Source organism: Roseococcus suduntuyensis, from assembly GCF_014196305.1.
Lineage (GTDB): Bacteria > Pseudomonadota > Alphaproteobacteria > Acetobacterales > Acetobacteraceae > Roseococcus > Roseococcus suduntuyensis.
Genome location: NZ_JACIDJ010000001.1, coordinates 1 through 18,158, shown reverse-complemented (window position 1 = coordinate 18,158; position 18,158 = coordinate 1). Strand labels below are relative to the sequence as shown.

The following is an 18,158-nucleotide window of genomic DNA, read 5'->3' as shown; positions in this document are numbered from 1 at the left end:
CCGGGCCGCGCCGGATGGATGATGGGATGCCCCGTTCCCCGCAGATGAACCTGTTGCTGCTGGCCCTGGGCGCCATGTTCTTCCAGCAGACCTTCGCGGCACTTGGACGCAACCTGCCGCCCATCATCGCACCGGCCATCCTGGCGGACCTCCAGCTCGATCCCGCCTGGATCGGTGTCTATGTCGGGCTGACGGCGGCGGCGGCGCTGCTGGCCCAACTCAGCTGCGGCAGTTTCATCGTGCGCTATGGGGCGCTCCGCGCCAGCCAGGCGGCGCTGGTCATGCTGGCGGTGGGGCTGGCCGCCGCCACCGTGGGGCCCATGGCGCTGTTCGCGCTCTCGGCCATTATCGGCGGCGGGGGTTCGGCCATCTCGACGCCCGCCAGTTCCCATCTGCTGGGGCGCTATTCGCCGCCACGCTATGCGCCGCTGGTGTTCTCGCTGAAGCAGACGGCGGTGCCGGCCGGGCTGCTGCTGGCCGGGCTGCTGGGGCCGCTGCTGGTGGGGCTCTGGGGCTGGCGGGCGGCGATGCTGGCGGCGGCGGCGGCCTGCCTCGTCTTCGCCTTCGTGCTGCAGCCGGCGCGGCGGGAGTTCGACTCAGACCGCGTGCCGTCCCGCAGCTTCCACCTGTCGGACCTTGGCGCCACGCTGACGGTGGTGACCAAGCGCCGTGAGTTGCGGAACCTCTCCTTCGCCTGCTTCGCCTTCAACGGTCTGCAGATGGTCTTCGTGGCCTATTTCGTGACCTACCTGGTGGTGCTGGGGCACGGGCTGGCGGTGGCCGGAATGGTGTTCTCCATCGCGACGCTGGTGGCGGTGCCGGGCCGCGTCTTCTGGGGCTGGTTCAGCAGCGCCTTCGCCGCGCCGCGCGTGGTGCTGGCCTGGCTCTCCATCGGCATGGCGGCCAGCACGGCGATGATCGGGCTGGCGGGGGGGCTGACGGGCCTCATCTTGCTCGGGTTGGCCGCGGTGGCGTTGAGCGCCACGGTCCTTTCCTGGCACGGGGTCCTGTTGGCCGAGGCCGCGCGCCTCGCGCCCGAGGGCATGCGCGGGGCGGCCACCGGCGGTGTGCTCTCCTTCGGGCAACTCGGCGCGCTGACCATGCCGCTGTTCTACGCGGCGGTGCTGAGCGTCTCGGGCAGCCACGCGCTGGGCTTCATCCTGTGCGGGCTGCCCTGCCTGGTCGTCGGCGTGGTCATGCTGCTGAAGGGCGGCGAGCCCCCGGTGGCTTTGTGAGCGACTGATTCACCGCTCCGGCGATTCCGCCTCCGCGGATCAGGCGCTATAGCACCTGATACCGCGCGCGGGCCGCGCGCTCGATGGCGCCGGCCACCAGCCGGTCCAGCTCCAGCCCGATGCGCAAATGCTGGAGCATCTGCAACTCGTCCTGCGTCGCATCGCCATCGGCGGCCGCCACGTCGCAGGCCAGCAGATAGGCGGTCTCGCGCAGGCGGGGCGGCAGGGCCTCGCGGATCAGGTCGAAGGCGCGGTCCAGCCCGTCGGCGCGCTGCAACAGGGGCAGGCAGGCCTCGGTGCTGCGCGCGACCTCGTCCGGGGCGAGTTCCGCGAAGGCCGGCAGGTTCTGGATCAGCCGCGTCATCTGGGCCAGTTCCTGGTCGTCCACCTGGCCGCCGGCCGCGGCCATGAGCAGCATGGAACAGATCAGCGCCTGCTGGGGGGAAAGCTGTTCGGGGATGTTCATGGCGCTCACCCTTGCAACAGATCGCGCGTTTGCGCCACCGCTTCCGCGAGCGTGACGCGCCGGGCCGCCACACCCTCCGGCAGGGCGGCCAGGATGCGCGAGGGGCAGGCGCGGTCCAGCAGCACGAAAACGCCCCGGTCATCGGCGCGACGGATCAGCCGGCCGAAGGCCTGTCGCAGCTTGTGGCGGGCATGGGCGTCGTCATGGCCCTGCGGATCGCCTTCGGAGAGGTGCAGCCGACGTTCGCGATGCAGGATGGTGCGGCGCGGCCAGGGCACGCGGTCGAAGACCAGCAGGCGCAGGGCACGACCGGGCACGTCCACGCCATCCCGCATGGCGTCGGTGCCGAGCAGGCAGGCATCTTCCTCGGCGCGGAAGATGTCCACCAGGGTCGCGTTGTCCATCGCGTCCACATGCTGGGCGTAGAGCGGGATGCCGCGGGCCTCCAGCGCGGGGGCGATGCGCGCGGCCACCTCGCGCAGGCGGCGGATGGCGGTGAAGAGGCCGAGCGCGCCGCCGCCGGCCGCCGTGAACAGCTGCTGCATGGCGCCGGCGACAGGCCCGGCGTTGCGGCTGTCCACATCGGTGATGACGAAGGCGCGGGTGTTGGCCGCATAGTCGAAGGGCGAGGGCACGGCGGCGCGCAGCGCGGGCAGGGGCAGGTGGACGGCGCCGCTGCGGGCTTCCGCCACGCGCCAGGCGGCCTCGGGGTCGTCGCGCTTCGCGGCGTCGGTGAGGGTGGCGGATGTGATGAGCAGCCCATGCGCCGGCGCCGCCACCGCCTGGGCAAACGGGATGGAGGGGTCCAGCCAATGCCGGTGCAGCCCCGCATCCACGTCGCGCCCGTCGCGACGGTCGAGTTGCAGCCATTCGACCATGACGGGGCGCTGACCAGGCTCGCGCGCGGGCTCGGCGAGGCTGGCCAGCATGGCGCGCCAGGCGGCCAGCGGCATCAGGGCGCGGCGCTCGATGCCGCGCTGCGCGGTTTCGAGACGGATGCGCTCGCCCGCCTCGGTGTCGGGGTCTTCCTCACCGGCCGCGAGGCGTTCCGCGAGGCGATCTCGCAGGGTGGTCAGTGGCTCCTCCAGCCGGGCCAGGGCGCGGGCCAGGGTGGCGCCGGCCTCGGCGAGGGCTTCGCCCACCGGGTGCAGGTCCACCTCCAGCGTATAGCCCTCGTCGCGCTCGGCGCGGGCCAGGACCTGGGCGCGGACCTCGCGCAGGAAGGTCTCGCTGACATTCTCGGTGGGGGTTTCGTCGGTCAGGCGGCCGAACCAGCCGGCAGGGGGCAGGGCGCGGGCGGCCTGGAGCGTGGCCTCCAGCGGGGCGAGCAGGTCCGGGATGTCGCCCGCCAACTCCTCGATGCGGCGCTGCACGCCCTTGGCGCGGGAGCGTCCGCCCTCCGCCCCCAGCAGCCAGCGGCGCAGCTCCGACGCCTCCATGCCCGAGAACTCGGCCGAGAAGGCGCTGTCGGCCGCGTCGAAGAGGTGGTGGCCCTCGTCGAAGACATAGCGGGTGGGGCGGCTGTCCTCGCCCCCGCCCAGGGCTGCCTGCACCATGACCAGCGCGTGGTTGGCGACGACCAGGCGCGCTTGCCGCGCGCGGCGGATGGAATGCTCCACGAAGCATTTGCGGTAATGGGCGCAGGCCGAGCGGATGCACTCGCCGCGCCGATCGGCCAGGTTGGCGAAGCTGCCGGGGGGAAACAGCTCGGCCAGCCAGCCGGGGAAGTCGCCGCCCTGTATGTCGCCATCGCGCGTGGCGCCGGCCCAGCGCGCCACCAGCGCAAGCGGCAGGGTGAGGCTGCGGATGTTCAGTTGCCCCAGTGCCTCGTCGAAGTTCAGCAGGCAGAGGTAGTTCTCCCGCCCCTTGCGGACGGCCACGCGCTGGCGGCGCTCCTCGGGATCGGGGAAGAGACGCACCAGCTCCTGGTCGATCTGCCGCTGGAGGTTGCGGGTGTAGGTGCTGAGCCAGACGGGCGCGCCGTTGCGCTCGGCCCAGAGGCTGGCGGGCGCGATATAGCCCAGCGTCTTGCCCGTGCCGGTGCCGGCCTCGGCGAGGACGATGTGGGGCGAGCCCTCCGCCTCGCGCGGGGCGAAGGCGCCGGCGGCGGCCGAGGCGAAGTCCCCCTGCTGCGGGCGCTGCTCGGCGCCGGGACCCAGCATCTCGGCCAGGCGCCGCCGGGCGTCGTTGGATGACACCGGGTGGCTGGAGGGCGGGGGGAGAGGGGCGGTTTCTTCCCATTCCGTCAGACGCCGCCAAGCCTTGAAGGCATCGCGCGAGGGGCGGGGGTCCGCCTGGCCCAGCGCGGCCAGCACGCCCGGCGCCCAGGACCAGCCGGCCTGGTCGAGCTGGGCGGCCATGCCGGCGGCGTCGCGGGCGGAAGGGTGGGGCGATTCGTCGGCGAGGTACCGCAACAGGCGGGCCGCGATGTCCGGCAGCAGGGCGGCGGCGGCCGCGTCATCGGCCGGTGGTGGAAGGTCCAGCGCCAAGGCGAGGCCGCGCGCGGTGGGCGGTGCGTTCTGCGCGGGGCGCGCGAAGGCGAACAGCTCCAGCAGGTCAAAGGCATCGAGGAAGCGTGGCAGGTCCAGGCGGCGCGCCGTGGCGGGGCCGTGGACGAGGATGGGGGGCGGCATCTCGGCCAGCGTCTCGGCGATGCGGGGGCCGGTCAGCACCATCAGCTCGCCATCCGGCGTCAGCAGCGTGGCGCGGCCATGCGCCGCGACCAGGGCAGGGGCATCGGGCAGCAGCAGGCGGGGGGTGGGGCGGGCCATGGGTCCGCCCGTTATGCGCCGCGGGGCGGGCGCCGCCAACGTGGCGGGTTTTGCGGGGGCGCGGGAGGTGCTATTTCCTGCGGCGGCGTCTCCGTAGCTCAGCCGGATAGAGCACCAGATTCCTAATCTGGGGGCCGTGGGTTCGAATCCCGCCGGGGACATGCCTTCCCAAATTCACCGAACATGCTTCCGCGACGCTGAACGGCGTCGGGTCGAAAAATCACGATGTCCGGTGCAGGAAGGGGAGTGGTGGAGCCAGGCGGAATCGAACCGCCGACCTCTTGAATGCCATTCAAGCGCTCTCCCAACTGAGCTATGGCCCCCCTTGGGTGGACGCGGCTATAGCCCCCCTCGAAACGCCCCGCAAGCCCACCCCCCGGCCTTTCCTGCAATCGGCCGGGCGGGTAGCCTGCGCCCCACCGAATGGAGAATGAGGCACGATGCGAAAGGTCTACCCCGACGCGACGGCGGCACTGGCCGGCCTGTTGCGCGACGACATGGTGATCCATTCCGGCGGCTTCGGCCTCTGCGGCATCCCCGACATCCTGATCGACGCGGTGCGCGATTCGGGCGTGAAGGGCCTGACCGTCGTCTCCAACAATGCCGGCATCGATGATGTGGGCCTGGGCCGGCTGCTCCGCACGCGCCAGATCAAGAAGATGATCGCGAGCTATGTGGGCGAGAACGCCGAATTCGCCCGGCAGTTCCTGGCTGGTGAGCTCGAGATCGAGTTCAACCCGCAGGGCACCCTGGCCGAGCGCATCCGCGCGGGCGGCGCCGGCATCCCCGCCTTCTACACCAAGACCGGCGTCGGCACCGCGGTGGCCGAAGGCAAGCCCACCGCCGAATTCGACGGCGAGACCTATGTGATGGAACGCGGCATCGTGGCCGACCTCGCCCTCGTTCATGCCTGGATGGGCGACCACGAGGGCAACCTCGTCTACCGGCGCACCGCGCGGAACTTCAACCCGATGATGGCCACCGCCGCCCGCATGACGGTGGCGCAGGTCGAGCACCTGGTGCATCCCGGCGAGATCGACCCGGACCACATCGTCACCCCCGGCATCTTCGTGAAGCGCATGATCCAGGTGCCGGCCGGCTACGAGAAGCGCATCGAGAACCGTACCGTCCGCCCCCGCGAAGCGGCCTGAGGAAAGGAGACGACCATGCCCTGGACCCGTGACCAGATGGCCGCCCGCGCCGCGCGAGAGCTGGAGGACGGCTTCTACGTCAATCTCGGCATCGGCATTCCGACGCTGGTGGCCAACCACATCCCCTCCGGCATCTCCGTCCAGCTGCAGAGCGAGAACGGCATGCTGGGCATCGGCCCCTTCCCCGAGGAAGGCTCCGAGGATCCGGACGTCATCAACGCCGGCAAGCAGACCGTCTCGATGCTGCCCACCACCAGCATCTTCAGTAGCGCCGACAGCTTCGCCATGATCCGCGGCGGGCATATCGACCTGTCCATCCTGGGCGCGCTCCAGGTGGCCGCGAACGGCGACCTCGCCAACTGGATGATCCCGGGCAAGATGGTGAAGGGCATGGGCGGCGCCATGGACCTCGTCGCCGGGGTCAAGCGCGTGATCGTGCTGATGGAGCACACCGCCGGCGGCAAGCCCAAGCTGCTGAAGGAGTGCGGCCTGCCGCTGACCGGCCAGCGCGTGGTGGACATGGTGGTGACGGACATGGCGGTGTTCTCCATCGCCCGCCGCGGCCCCACCGACCTGCGGCTGGTGGAGCTGGCCCCCGGCGTCAGCCTGGACGAGCTGCGCGCGGCCACCGAGGCCGAGTTCACCGTGGCGCTCGAACACGCCTGAGCGCGCAAGGCCCCTGGCGGTGACGCCAGGGGCCGCGCGGCTTCAATACATGTGCTGTCCGCCATTGATGGACAGCGTGCTGCCCGTGATGAAGTCGGCATCATCGGCCGTCAGGAAGACCACGCCACGGGCGATGTCATCGGCGGTGCCGAGACGCCCACGCGGGATGCGCGCCACGATCTTTTCCAGCACATCGGCCGGCACGGCGCGCACCATCTCCGTGTCCACATAGCCGGGCGCGATGGCGTTCACCGTCACCTGCGCGCGGGCACCTTCCTGCGCCAGCGCCTTGGTGAAGCCATGGATGCCGGATTTCGCGGCGGCATAGTTCACCTGGCCCAGCTGCCCCGCCTGGCCGTTGATGGAGCCGATGTTGACGATGCGCCCGAATTTGCGCCCCGTCATGCCATCCCACACCGCCTTGCACATGTTGAAGCAGGAGCCGAGGTTGGTGTCGATCACGGCGTCCCACATCTCGCGTGTCTGCTTGCGCAGCATGGCGTCGCGGGTGATGCCGGCATTGTTCACCAGGATCTCGACGGGGCCGTGCTCGGCCTCGACGCGCTTCACCGCCTCCACGCAGGCGTCGAAATCGCTCACGTCGAACTTCACGGCGGGGATGCCCGTCTCGGCGGAGAAGGCCTGCGCGGCTTCGTCATTCCCGCCATAGGTCGCCACCACCTTTCGCCCGGCGGCCATGAGCCCCTTGCTGATCGCGGCGCCGATGCCGCGCGTGCCCCCCGTTACCACCGCCAGACGTGCCATGCTTCTTGTCCTTCCTGCCCTGTCGTGCCCTGCCCGCCGCTTCCCTTGCAGGGCCACAGTCGGGCAGGCCGCCAGATGCTAGACGATCAAGGGCTGGCAGGACCACGATTTCCGGTGCCCAGCCTGGGCGGCGCGGCTATTTGCGTCGCAACAGGAACAGCGCCTGCTGCCCGAACATGTTGGCCAGGCGCACCGAGCGCCGCCAGGGCGCCTTCAACCCGCGCTCATCCACCGCCAGCCAGCGTTCGATGACATGGCCATCCATCTCGGCCAGCGCCACGAAGTCCACGATGGTGCAGGGGTGGATGTTGGGCGTCTCGTACCAGGGGCGGCTCCAGGTCTCGGTGTCCGGCATGCGGCCGCCGAGCAGCAGCTTCAGCCGCACCTCCCAATGTCCGAAATTGGGGAAGCTCACGATGGCGTGGCGGCCGATGCGCAGCATCTGGCTCAACACCTCGCGCGGGCGTTCCACCGCCTGCAGGGTGCGGCTCAGCACCACATAGTCGAAGGCGTCGTCGGGGTAGAAGGCCAGGTCCGTGTCGGCATCGCCATGGATCACGGCCAGCCCGTTCGCCACGGCTTCCGTGGCCTCCTTCATGTCGATCTCCATGCCGCGCGCATCCACCGCCTTCTCGGTGACGAGATGCGCCATCAGCGCGCCGTCGCCGCAGCCGATGTCGAGCACCCGCGCGCGTTCGGGGATCATCTCCGCGATGAGCCGCAGGTCGAGGCGCATGTTCTTCGCGACATACTGGACCGGGGCGGGCGGCCGCATCATGCGTGCTCCTGCCAGAGGTCATTCTCGGTGAAGCCCAGCGCCGCGAATTCCGTGGCGCGCAACGGCGCCTCGGCGATGCTGTAGAACTCGTCGAGCTGCGGCGGACGGACAGCGGTGCCCGACAGCATCGCATGGGCCTGGCCGCGGTGATGGACCTGATGCTGGAACAGGTGCAGCAGCAACCGGTCCGCGCGCTCCGTCTGCACGCGCTGGCCCCGATGCACATGGATGAGGCGGCCCATGTCGCCATCCGTCAGCGTGTCGCACCAGGCCATCAGGCGGCGGTCCACCGCGGCCTGGGCGGGATGCAGCTCGGTCAGTGTCTTGCAGGGCTCCGGGTCCGCCCAGGCGGCGGGGCCGAGGGTGCCGCCCTCCAGCGCGTCCACATAGAACAGGTCGATCACCAGGATGTGGTTCAGCGTGGCGCGCAGCGACGGGAAGAAGCCCGTGCGCGGAGCCTCGAACTCCGGCTGCGAGAGCGCCACGCAGGCCGTCAGCAGCCGGTGGTTCGCCCAGGCATTGTTGCGCGCCTGGGCGCGCATCAGCAGCGCCGCGCTCACAGGCCGAGGTCCCGCGCGGCGCCGGCGACGAAGCCGCCCAGCGCCCGGTGAAAGTCGGGCTCGTCCAGCAGGAAGGCGTCGTGGCCCTTGTCGGTCGTGATCTCGATGAAGCTGACCCGCGCCGCGGCCGCGTTCAGCGCCCGCACCAGCGTGCGGCTTTCCGAGGTGGGAAACAGCCAGTCGGAGGAGAAGGAGGCCACCAGGAAGCGCGTCGGCGTGCCGCTGAAGGCCTTGGCCAGCCCCCCATGCTCCGTCGCCAGGTCGAAATAATCCATGGCGCGGGTGATGGTGAGGTAGCTGTTGGCGTCGAAGCGCCGCACGAAGGTGCTGCCCTGGTGGCGCAGGTAGCTCTGCACCTGGAACACATCCTCCAGGAAGGTCAGTGCCGAGCCGCCTTGCAACTCCCGCCCGAACTTCCGGGTCAGCGCCGCCTCGCTCAGATAGGTGATGTGCGCCACCATGCGCGCGACGGACAGGCCCCGCTCAGGGATGCGCCCCGTCTCCCAGTAGCGCCCGCCCATCCAGTCGGGGTCGGACTGGATGGCGGCGCGGCCGACCTCATGGAAGGCGATGTTCTGCGCGGAGTGGTGCGTGGCGCAGGCGATGGGGGCGGCGGCGAAGACGCTCTGCGGGAAGGTGGCGGCCCATTCCAGCACCTGCATCCCGCCCATGGAGCCGCCGATCACGGCCAGCAGCCGGTCAATTCCCAGATGGTCCACCAGCATCTTCTGGGCGCGGACCATGTCGCGGATGGTGATGGAGGGGAAATCCGTGCCCCAGGGCCGGCCAAGGCCGTTGCCGTCCGCGTCGGTCATTTCCTCGCGCGGGCCGCTCGACCCCATGCAGCCGCCCAGGACATTGGCGCAGATGACGAAGAAGCGGTCCGTGTCTACCGGCAGGCCCGGACCCACCAGGTTGGCCCACCAGCCGGGCTTGCCCGTGCTGGGGTGGCGTTCGGCCACGTATTGGTCGCCGGTCAGGGCATGGCAGATCAGGATGGCGTTGCTGCGGTCCGCGTTCAGCGTGCCATAGCTGCGCCAGGCCACATGCAGCGGGCGGATCAACTGCCCGGAGTCAAGCCGCAGCCCGTCCCGCAGCACGGTGCGCTGGTGCTCGATGGGCGGCGGGGCGGCGGTCTGGTTCATTCACGCACAGAGATAGGGCCTGCCCCGCGACCGGGCAACTTGGCGCCGCGCGCCCCCCCCGCTATGCGTGCAGGAGACATGTCCGACGCGCCCCCCCCCGAGACCGCCCCGCCCGAGACCGCGCCCTCCGAGGCCGCGCTCGCCGCCCTGCGCGCCGAGATCGACGCCGCCGACGATGCCCTGCACGCCCTGCTGATGCGCCGGGCCGAGGTGGTGCAGCGCCTGGCCAGCAGCGCCGCCAAGCCCCAGGGCACGGTGCTGCGGCCGGGGCGCGAGGCCCGCATCCTTCGCCGGCTGCTGGCCGGCCACCAGGGGGCCATGCCGCGCGCCACGCTGGTGCAGGTCTGGCGGGAGATCTTCGCCGGCTCCATCGCCCAGCAGGCCAGCTTCTCGGTATCCCTGCCGGCGGACCCGGCGCTGGCCCGGCTGGCCGCCTCGCATTTCGGCGCGGCCACGCCGCTGCGCCAGCACCCCTCGGCCGGCGCCGCCCTCTCCGCGCTCGGCCAGCGGGAGGCCGCGGTGGCCGTGCTGCCCTGGCCCCGCGAGAGCGACAACGAGGCCGAGAGCTGGTGGATGCGCCTCGACGCCCAGCACCTCTCCATCATCGCGCGCCTGCCCTTCCTGAGCGAGCGCGAGCCGCCGCTGGAAGCCGCGGTCGTCGCCCTCTACCCGGCCGACCCTTCGGGCGAGGACGCCCGGCTGGTGCGGGTGGAGTTGCCCGGCACGCCGGACCGCGCCTCGGTGGCCGCCATGTTTCCCGGCGGCCGCGTGGTGGTCCTGCGCCGCGAGGGCACCCACACCCTGGCCCTGATCGAGACCGACGGCACCGTGCCGGCCGATGCGGCCGTGCTCGGCCGCTACGCCATCCCTGAACGAGGAGCGCCCTCCACGTGAACGCCCTGCTCCCCCGCCCCTCCATCCTGACGATCGAGCCCTATGTGGGCGGCGAGTCGAAGCTGCCGGGCGTGAACCGGATCATCAAGCTCTCCTCCAACGAGGGCGCCTTCGGTCCGCCCCCTTCGGCGCAGGAGGCCATCATCGCCGCCGCGCGCGAGGCGCACCGCTACCCGGATGGTGGCGCCACCAGGCTGCGCGAGGCCATCGGCACGCGCTTCGGTCTGGACCCCGCGCGGATCGTGTGCGGCAATGGCTCGGATGAGCTGATCGCCTATCTCATCCTCGCCTATGGCGGGGAGGGGACGGAGCTGGTCATGCCCGCCCATGGCTTCGTCATGTATGACCTGACGGGCCGCTACGCCGGCTGCCGCGTCATCAAGGTGCCCGAGCGCAACCTGATGGCCGATGTGGACGCGATGCTGGCGGCCGTCGGCCCGCGCACCAAGCTGGTCTGCCTCGTGAACCCCAACAACCCGACGGGCGCGCTGCTGCCGCGCTCCGAGGTGCAGCGCCTGCGCGCCGGGCTGCGCGACGACATCCTGCTGATCCTGGACGCGGCCTATGCCGAATATGTGACCGACCCGGACTACGACCCCGGCAATGCCCTGGTGGATGCCTCGGGCAACACCGTCATGACGCGCACCTTCAGCAAGATCTACGGTCTGGGCGGGCTGCGCCTGGGCTGGGCCTACATGCCGCCGCAGGTGGCCGATGTGCTGGCGCGCATCCGCGGGCCCTTCAACGTGAACTCGGCCGCGATGGCGGCGGGCATCGCGGCGGTCTCCGAACCCGGTTGGATCGAGCGTAGCGTCGCTCACAATGAGGAATGGCGCGCGAAGCTCTCCGAGGGGCTGCGCGCGCTGGGCATCAAGGTCTGGCCCAGCGCCTGCAACTTCATCCTGGCCGATTTCGGCGATGCGGAGCGTGCGAAGGCCGCCGATGCGTCGCTGCGCGCGCGCGGCATCATCGTCCGCGCCGTGGGCGGCTATGCCCTGCCCACCTGCCTTCGGATCACCATCGGCACGGCCGAGGAATGCACCCTCGTGCAGGAGGGCCTTGCCGCCTTTGTCCAGAATGGCGGTTGAACCCCTCTTCCAGCGGCTCTGCCTGATCGGGGCGGGGCTGATCGGCGGCTCCATCGCCCGCCGCAACCAGGAAACCCGCGCATTGGCGGGCGAGGTGGTGGTCACCGCCCGCAGCCCCGCCACGCGCGCGCGGGTGCGCGAACTGGGCTTCGCCGACCGCGTGGTGGACAGCGCGGCCGAGGCGGTCCAGGGCGCCGATGCCGTCATCCTTTGCGTGCCCGTGGGCGCCTATGCCTCGGTCATGCGGGAGATCGCGCCGCACCTGGCGCCGGGCACCATCCTCTCCGATGTCGGCTCCACCAAGGGCTCGGTCGTCCGAGACCTGACGCCGCTGCTGCCGCCCGGCGTGCATCTCGTGCCGGCGCACCCCATGGCGGGCACCGAGTATTCCGGCCCCGATGCCGGCTTCGCCACGCTCTTCGACGGCCGCTACTGTATCATCACGCCCACCGAGGCTACGGACCCGGACGCGCTGGAGAAGGTGCGGGAATTCTGGCGCCGCTGCGGTTCCACCGTGGAGGCCATGGACCCCCTGACGCATGACAAGGTGGTGGCCATCGTCTCCCATCTGCCGCACCTCATCGCCTTCACCATCTGCGGCACGGCCGACGACCTCTCGGAGGAAACGCGCGAGAGTGTGCTGAAATTCGCGGCCTCGGGCTTCCGGGACTTCACCCGCATCGCGGCCAGTGACGTGGCCATGTGGCGCGATGTCTTCCTCAACAACCGCGAGGCCGTGCTGGAAATGCTGGCGCGCTTCACGGAAGATGCCCACGCCTTTGGCCGGGCCATCCGCTGGGGGCAGGAGGAGTTCATCGTGGACCGTATTCAGCGCGGGCGGAAAATCCGCAGCGGACTGATCGAGCGCAAGCAGGCCTGAGCTGCAGAGGCTGCTGATCCTCGACATCGAGACCCTGCCCGACCTCACCGCCGGGCGGGCGCTGCTGAACCTGCCCGAGGCGCCCGACGCCGACATCCGCACCGCCCTTGGCGCCCACTATGCCCGGGCTGGCGAGGCGCCGGAGGCCACCTTCCTCAAGGCCCCCCTGCACCGCCTCTGCTGCCTGGGCCTGCTGGGCGCGGAGCGCGCCGATCCCGATGAGCCCTGGCGGGTGCGCTATGTCCGTGCCGCCACCCTCGCCGATCACGATGAGGCCGATCTGCTGGCCCGCTTCGACCGCGCCCTGCAGGGCGGGCCGTTGCTGGTGGGCTTCAACACCTCGGGCTTCGACATTCCCGTGCTCCGCTATCGCGCCATGGCGCTCGGCGTGCCGCTGCCCAACCTGCACGGGGCGGCCGGCGCAGACTACCTGCACCGCTTCGGCCGGGCGCATCTGGATTTGATGGACCGGCTCTCGGGCTTCCGTGCCTCGCCGGCACCCAGCCTGGCGGAATGCTGCGCCCTGCTGGGCCTGCCGCTGAAGGCCGAGATGGATGGGGAACGGGTGGAGGGCCTCTGGGCGGCCGGCGACCATGCCCGCATCGCCACCTATTGCCGCGCCGACGTGGCCGCCACCTGGCTGGTGCTGCTGCGCTGGTGGGTGGCGACGGGCAGCCTACCACCCGATCATGCACGCGATGCCTTCTGCGCCTTCGCGGATTCGATCGAGGCAGGGGAGTTCGGCGAAGGGCTGTCCCGGCATGCCGAGGTGGCGCGGACGCTGGGCTGAGCCGCTTCTTTCGCGACCCCGCCAGCCGGCGGATGGGGCTTATGCTTCGTCAACACCACGGAGCCTGCCATGACCGCACACCGCATCAAGCTCTCCGCCGAGGACCAGTCGCGACTTGATGAATTGCGGCAGGAACGTCCGGCCCAACTCACCCACCCGTCACGGCGGCGCGCCGGGCGCGCCCAGCGCATCGCCGACGCGTTGACGGCCCTCATCGGCTCCTGGCATTTCATCATCATCCAGAGCGTGCTGCTCGCGCTCTGGATCGCGGGAAATGTGATCGCCTATGCAAACGCCTGGGACCCCTATCCCTTCATCCTGCTGAACCTGCTGCTGTCCTTCCAGGCGGCCTACACCGCGCCCATCATCATGATGAGCCAGAACCGCCAGGCCGAACTGGACCGCCGGCACGCCGAGCACGACTACCGCGTGAACGTGAAGGCGGAGCTGGAGATCGAGGCGCTGCACGCCAAGCTCGACGCCCTGCGCGAGCAGGAAATCCTGCGGCTGCTGCATCTGGTCGAGCGCCTGTCCGGCGCGGGCGAGGCGGAGGCGCCGCGCTGAATGGCGCCCCGTCACACCACCAGCAGGCCCGGCCCCCGCAGTTCCCGGATCAGTTTGCGGCGGATGGCTTCCACGAAATCGGCGTAGTCGGCGCAGGACATGGCGAAGGCGCCGGGACCGCCGATGACCTCCGTCTCGTAGTGCTCCAGCAGGTCAGGTTCCTCATCGAGCACGGCCAGCCCGTTGATGGTGACGCCGGCCGCCACGCCCAGGTCCCGCACCGGGCCGGGGGGGCGGCCGCGATTGCTGCGCCCATCGCCCGAGACGTCCATCACCGAGCGCGTCGCCGGGGCCGGGCAGCGGGCCAGCAAAGTAAGGCCCGCCACCATCCCATCGCCGAGCGCCGTGGCGCCCGGGCGGGGCAGGCGGGGGGCCTCCTCCAGCAGGGTGGCGAAGCCATCGGCGCTGGCGGCGTTCTGGATGCGGGTCCAGGGGGCGGCGGGTTCGGCGGTGTCGGACCAGAAGACGGCCGAAAGCGCCGCCGCGCCGCGCGGCCCGCCTGTGGCGGCGGCCAGCACGGATGGGTCGCGGAAGGCGGCGGAGAGCCCGCCGATCATCAGCGCGAATTCCTGGAAGTCCACGCTGGCGGAAACATCCACCGCCAGCACCAGCGCCACATCCACCGGCTCCATGCCCAAGCTTCCCTTTCAGGCGGCGAGGGGTCAGGCCGGGGTGAAGACCTCCAGCGCATCGCCCACCGCCACGCGGCCCCCTTCCAGCACCTCGGCCTGCACGCCCAGGTCGGCATGGCCGAAATTCTCACGCAGCACGCGCGGGGGGCGCGCGTCACGCTCGGCCGTGTCGGGGTTCACCTCGGTGGCGGGGCAGCGGACGATGCGCTTCCAGACGCGCAGCCGGGCCGTGCCGAGCTGGATCTCCTGGCCCATCAGGTCGAAATCCGCCCATTCGGCCCCGCCCGAGACATAGATGTTGGCGCGGAAGCGCAGGGGATCAAGCCGCATGCCATGGGCGCGCTCCAGCGCCGCCAGGCTGGCCAGGGAGATGATGGAGACGGATTTCTGCGGAATGTCCGTGAAGTTGTAGCCCGGCGCCTCCGCCAGGCGCAGCCGGCCGCGCGCCTCCTCGCCCAGGTAGTCGGTGATGAAGTCCTCAAGCCGGGCGCGGTCGGCGGGCTTGCCCAGGTCCAGCATCAGCGGCGCGCCCTCAGGCGGGCGGATGACCAGCTGTGAGGTCTTGGGGTCATAGGCCGTGTGCAGCTTGGCGATGCGAGCGTTGGCGGCGAGGCAGGCGAAATTCGTCTTCCGCATCCAGACGGGGGCGGCCGTGTCGAAGGGGGAATCCCCCTGGGCCAGGGCATAGACCCGGTCATGCGGCAGGCATTGGCCGGGGGTGAGGGCGACCTCCTCCAGCGCCTCGGCCGAGAATCCCTTCACGGGGTAGCGGTAAATGTGTTCGACGCGCATGGCTTCCTCACCGATTCCTCTTGAAGTCACCGTGGCAGAGTTACCACACTCCCCTTGACCGCGTCGCCCAATCGGGGGCGCGGACATGCAGTCGCCTCATGGAGGGACAGGAATGGACATCGAGAAGTTTACCGAGCGCGCCCGTGGATTCCTCCAGGCCGCCCAGACCATCGCGATCCGCGAATACCACCAGCGCCTGACGCCAGAGCATCTGCTCAAGGCCTTGCTCGATGACGAGCAGGGCGCGGCCGCCGGCCTGATCGGCGCCGCCGGCGGCGACGCGGCCGCGGCGCGGGCGGCGGTCGAGGCGGCGCTCAAGAAGCTTCCCTCCGTGCAGGGCGGCGGGGCTGGCCAGCCCAATGCTGCGCCGGAACTGGTGCGCGCGCTGGATGCCGCCCAGCAATCGGCCACCAAGGCCGGTGATGCCTATGTGGCGCAGGATCGCATGCTGCTGGGCCTGGCGCTGACGTCCGGCCCGGCGGCCGACGCGCTGAAGGCCGGCCATGTCACGGCGCCCGCGTTGGAAGAGGCCATCCAGCGCCTCCGCAAGGGCCGTCGCGTGGATGCCCCCAATGCCGAGGAAAGCTTCGATGCGCTGAAGAAGTATGCGCGGGACATTACCGAGGCGGCGCGCAACGGCAAGCTGGACCCGGTCATCGGCCGCGACGAGGAAATCCGCCGCACCATCCAGGTGCTGGCGCGGCGTACGAAGAACAACCCCGTGTTGATCGGTGAGCCCGGCGTGGGCAAGACCGCCATCGTGGAGGGCCTGGCCCTGCGGGTCGCCAAGGGCGATGTGCCCGAGGCCTTGAAGGACAAGCGTGTGATGTCGCTTGACCTTGGCGCCATGGTGGCCGGGGCCAAGTATCGCGGGGAGTTCGAGGAACGCCTCAAGGGCGTGCTAAAGGAGGTGGAGGACGCCCAGGGGCGGGTGATTCTCTTCATTGACGAACTGCACACCCTGGTGGGCGCGGGCAAGGCGGATGGGGCGATGGACGCCTCCAATCTGCTGAAGCCAGCCCTGGCGCGGGGCGAATTGCACTGCATCGGTGCGACGACCCTGGCCGAATATCGCAAGCACATCGAGAAGGACGCGGCCCTGGCCCGGCGCTTCCAGCCGGTCTTCGTGGGCGAGCCGACGGTGGAGGACACGATCAGCATCCTCCGCGGCATCCGCGAGAAATATGAGCTGCACCACGGGGTTCGCATCGCGGATGCGGCGCTGGTTGCGGCGGCGACCCTCTCCAATCGCTACATCACGGACCGTTTCCTGCCCGACAAGGCGATTGACCTCGTGGACGAGGCGGCGTCGCGCCTGCGGATGATGGTGGACAGCAAACCCGAGGAGCTGGACGAGCTGGACCGTCGCCTCCTGCAATTGAAGATTGAGCGTGAGGCTCTGAAGCGGGAGGAGGACGAGGCCTCGCGCGACCGTCTGGCCAAGCTGGAACGGGAATTGGCTGAGCTGGAGGAGCGTTCCAGCGCGATGACCGCCGCCTGGGAGGCGGAAAAGGGCCAGGTGGTGGAGACCCAGAAGCTGAAGGAGCAGCTGGACGCCGCCCGCACTGAGCAGGAACTGGCCGAGCGCCGCGGCGACCTGAACAAGGCGGCGGAGCTGCGTTACGGCACCATCCCGCAGCTGGAGAAAAAGCTGGCCGAGGCCGGGGAGGGCGGGGCCAAGCTGGTGAACGAGGCGGTGACCGAGGAGGGCATCGCGGGCGTCGTCAGCCGATGGACCGGTATCCCCGTCGAGAAGATGCTGGAAGGGGAGCGCGCCAAGCTCTTGCGGATGGAGGATGCGTTGCGCAAGCGCGTCGTCGGGCAGGAGGAGGCGCTGGAGGCCGTGTCCAAGGCGGTGCGGCGCGCGCGTGCCGGGTTGCAGGACCCGAACCGGCCTATCGGCAGCTTCCTGTTCCTCGGACCGACGGGGGTGGGCAAGACGGAGCTGGTGAAAGCTGTGGCGTCGTTCCTGTTCGACGATGACCGGGCGATGACGCGCATCGACATGAGCGAGTTCATGGAGAAGCACGCCGTCTCCCGCCTGATCGGGGCGCCTCCGGGCTATGTCGGCTATGAGGAGGGGGGCGCGTTGACCGAAGCGATCCGCCGCCGGCCCTACCAGGTGATCCTCTTCGACGAGGTCGAGAAGGCGCACGAGGACGTCTTCAACATCCTGCTGCAGGTGCTCGATGACGGGCGGCTGACGGATGGCCAGGGCCGGACTGTGGATTTTCGCAACTGCATCATCGTGCTGACCAGCAATCTCGGCGCCCATGCCATCGCCGAGCTGTCGGAGGACGCGGATATCGAGCAGGCCCGGCCCGCCGTGATGCGGGCGGTGCGGGACCGCTTCCGGCCGGAATTCCTGAACCGGCTGGACGAAATCGTGCTGTTCCGCCGCCTGGCGCGGGCGGACATGGACGTGATCGTGGACATCCAGTTGGAGCGGCTGCGGGCACTGCTGGATGACCGCAAGATCGGCCTGGCCCTTGATGGCTCCGCGCGGGCCTGGCTGGCGGAAGCGGGGTATGACCCGGTGTATGGCGCGCGGCCGCTGAAGCGCGTTATCCAGCGGAATTTGCAAGATAAAATGGCTGTTCTGCTGCTGGAGGGCCAGGTGCGGTCTGGTGACGTGGTCCGCGTGACGACCAACGGGGATGAACTCGCCCTGGAGGTGGAGGTTGCGCCTGTTGCGTAGCTGAACATGTCGGCCATGCGTTTATCGCATGCGGAGGGGGTTTACAGGGTCCGGTCAGACCCGTAAAAGCCCCTCCACGCCGACGGGATGCCTGACGCGGTTCTGACACAAAGAGTAGTAACCGAGGGCGGTTCGTCGGCCTCGATTGACTGTCTCCAAAGGTTAGGGCAAGAAGCTGAAAAGCTTCTTCGTTGTTTCAAAATCACATCTGGTTATGCAGATAGTAAGTGCTGACGTGATCTGCTTTGGTTTGTTGGTCTGAGAGGGCTGGCGAGCTGGGGTG

At 70.1% G+C, this 18,158-nt stretch carries 17 protein-coding genes and 2 tRNA genes; 10 read left to right on the top strand and 9 right to left on the bottom strand.

The window, feature by feature from the left end; translation table 11 throughout:
* Nucleotides 1-26: 26 nt before the first annotated feature.
* The gene (locus GGQ83_RS00095; protein ID WP_184381566.1) at nt 27-1,235 is read left to right on the top strand and encodes an MFS transporter; all 1,209 of its coding nucleotides are present in this window, start codon (nt 27-29) and stop codon (nt 1,233-1,235) included.
* Nucleotides 1,236-1,281: 46 nt separating this feature from the next.
* Here GGQ83_RS00095 and GGQ83_RS00090 read toward each other — a convergent pair whose 3' ends face one another.
* Together GGQ83_RS00090 and GGQ83_RS00085 are read right to left on the bottom strand one after the other, a co-directional pair.
* Nucleotides 1,282-1,701, bottom strand: a complete 420-nt coding sequence (locus GGQ83_RS00090; protein WP_184381565.1) for a tellurite resistance TerB family protein — start codon at nt 1,699-1,701, stop codon at nt 1,282-1,284.
* A gap of 5 nt (nt 1,702-1,706) precedes the next feature.
* Entirely contained in the window at nt 1,707-4,472 is a 2,766-nt protein-coding gene (locus GGQ83_RS00085) for an ATP-dependent DNA helicase (protein ID WP_184381564.1), read from the bottom strand.
* 87 nt (nt 4,473-4,559) lie between these two features.
* Here GGQ83_RS00085 and GGQ83_RS00080 point away from each other — a divergent pair.
* Nucleotides 4,560-4,633, top strand: a tRNA-Arg gene (locus GGQ83_RS00080).
* A gap of 86 nt (nt 4,634-4,719) precedes the next feature.
* Here GGQ83_RS00080 and GGQ83_RS00075 read toward each other — a convergent pair.
* Nucleotides 4,720-4,795, bottom strand: a tRNA-Ala gene (locus GGQ83_RS00075).
* Nucleotides 4,796-4,912: 117 nt separating this feature from the next.
* Here GGQ83_RS00075 and GGQ83_RS00070 point away from each other — a divergent pair.
* Nucleotides 4,913-5,623 carry a CoA transferase subunit A gene (locus tag GGQ83_RS00070; RefSeq protein WP_184381563.1) on the top strand — a complete coding sequence of 237 codons (711 nt, stop codon included), beginning with the start codon at nt 4,913-4,915 and terminating at the stop codon, nt 5,621-5,623.
* A 15-nt stretch (nt 5,624-5,638) separates the two neighbouring features.
* Complete coding sequence (locus GGQ83_RS00065) at nt 5,639-6,289, top strand: CoA transferase subunit B (protein ID WP_184381562.1); 651 nt, start codon at nt 5,639-5,641, stop codon at nt 6,287-6,289.
* A 42-nt stretch (nt 6,290-6,331) separates the two neighbouring features.
* Here GGQ83_RS00065 and phbB read toward each other — a convergent pair whose 3' ends face one another.
* The 4 genes from phbB to metX all read right to left on the bottom strand — a co-directional run bounded on the left by phbB (nt 6,332) and on the right by metX (nt 9,537).
* Nucleotides 6,332-7,054: an acetoacetyl-CoA reductase gene (gene phbB / locus GGQ83_RS00060; RefSeq protein ID WP_184381561.1), complete on the bottom strand. Its 723-nt coding sequence runs from the start codon at nt 7,052-7,054 to the stop codon at nt 6,332-6,334.
* A 136-nt stretch (nt 7,055-7,190) separates the two neighbouring features.
* On the bottom strand, nt 7,191-7,790 hold the full coding sequence (gene metW, locus GGQ83_RS00055) for a methionine biosynthesis protein MetW (protein ID WP_184382894.1): 600 nt from the start codon (nt 7,788-7,790) through the stop codon (nt 7,191-7,193).
* A 38-nt stretch (nt 7,791-7,828) separates the two neighbouring features.
* Nucleotides 7,829-8,392: a DinB family protein gene (locus tag GGQ83_RS00050; protein WP_311726762.1), complete on the bottom strand. Its 564-nt coding sequence runs from the start codon at nt 8,390-8,392 to the stop codon at nt 7,829-7,831.
* On the bottom strand, nt 8,389-9,537 hold the full coding sequence (metX, locus tag GGQ83_RS00045) for a homoserine O-acetyltransferase MetX (RefSeq protein WP_184381560.1): 1,149 nt from the start codon (nt 9,535-9,537) through the stop codon (nt 8,389-8,391). Before metX ends, GGQ83_RS00050 begins: the two co-directional genes overlap by 4 nt.
* 78 nt (nt 9,538-9,615) lie before the next feature.
* On the opposite strand from metX, the gene GGQ83_RS00040 reads away from it, so the two are divergent.
* The 5 genes from GGQ83_RS00040 to GGQ83_RS00020 all read left to right on the top strand — a co-directional run bounded on the left by GGQ83_RS00040 (nt 9,616) and on the right by GGQ83_RS00020 (nt 13,753).
* Nucleotides 9,616-10,431: a chorismate mutase gene (locus tag GGQ83_RS00040; RefSeq protein ID WP_184381559.1), complete on the top strand. Its 816-nt coding sequence runs from the start codon at nt 9,616-9,618 to the stop codon at nt 10,429-10,431.
* Nucleotides 10,428-11,519 carry a histidinol-phosphate transaminase gene (gene hisC, locus GGQ83_RS00035; RefSeq protein WP_184381558.1) on the top strand — a complete coding sequence of 364 codons (1,092 nt, stop codon included), beginning with the start codon at nt 10,428-10,430 and terminating at the stop codon, nt 11,517-11,519. Before GGQ83_RS00040 ends, hisC begins: the two co-directional genes overlap by 4 nt.
* Nucleotides 11,509-12,399 carry a prephenate/arogenate dehydrogenase family protein gene (locus GGQ83_RS00030; protein ID WP_184381557.1) on the top strand — a complete coding sequence of 297 codons (891 nt, stop codon included), beginning with the start codon at nt 11,509-11,511 and terminating at the stop codon, nt 12,397-12,399. The genes hisC and GGQ83_RS00030 overlap by 11 nt, the downstream gene beginning before the upstream one ends.
* A 1-nt stretch (nt 12,400) precedes the next feature.
* Nucleotides 12,401-13,189 (top strand): 3'-5' exonuclease, encoded by a 789-nt coding sequence (locus tag GGQ83_RS00025; RefSeq protein ID WP_184382892.1) that lies wholly within the window; start codon nt 12,401-12,403, stop codon nt 13,187-13,189.
* Between the two features lie 69 nt (nt 13,190-13,258).
* Nucleotides 13,259-13,753, top strand: a complete 495-nt coding sequence (locus GGQ83_RS00020) for a DUF1003 domain-containing protein (protein ID WP_184381556.1) — start codon at nt 13,259-13,261, stop codon at nt 13,751-13,753.
* An 11-nt stretch (nt 13,754-13,764) separates the two neighbouring features.
* On the opposite strand, the gene GGQ83_RS00015 is transcribed toward GGQ83_RS00020, so the two are convergent.
* Together GGQ83_RS00015 and GGQ83_RS00010 are read right to left on the bottom strand one after the other, a co-directional pair.
* The gene (locus GGQ83_RS00015; protein WP_184381555.1) at nt 13,765-14,385 is read right to left on the bottom strand and encodes a DUF1194 domain-containing protein; all 621 of its coding nucleotides are present in this window, start codon (nt 14,383-14,385) and stop codon (nt 13,765-13,767) included.
* A 30-nt stretch (nt 14,386-14,415) separates the two neighbouring features.
* The gene (locus GGQ83_RS00010; RefSeq protein ID WP_184381554.1) at nt 14,416-15,177 is read right to left on the bottom strand and encodes an MOSC domain-containing protein; all 762 of its coding nucleotides are present in this window, start codon (nt 15,175-15,177) and stop codon (nt 14,416-14,418) included.
* A 112-nt stretch (nt 15,178-15,289) separates the two neighbouring features.
* Between GGQ83_RS00010 and clpB the strand changes: the two genes are divergently transcribed.
* Nucleotides 15,290-17,875 (top strand): ATP-dependent chaperone ClpB, encoded by a 2,586-nt coding sequence (gene clpB / locus GGQ83_RS00005; protein WP_184381553.1) that lies wholly within the window; start codon nt 15,290-15,292, stop codon nt 17,873-17,875.
* Nucleotides 17,876-18,158 lie beyond the last annotated feature (283 nt).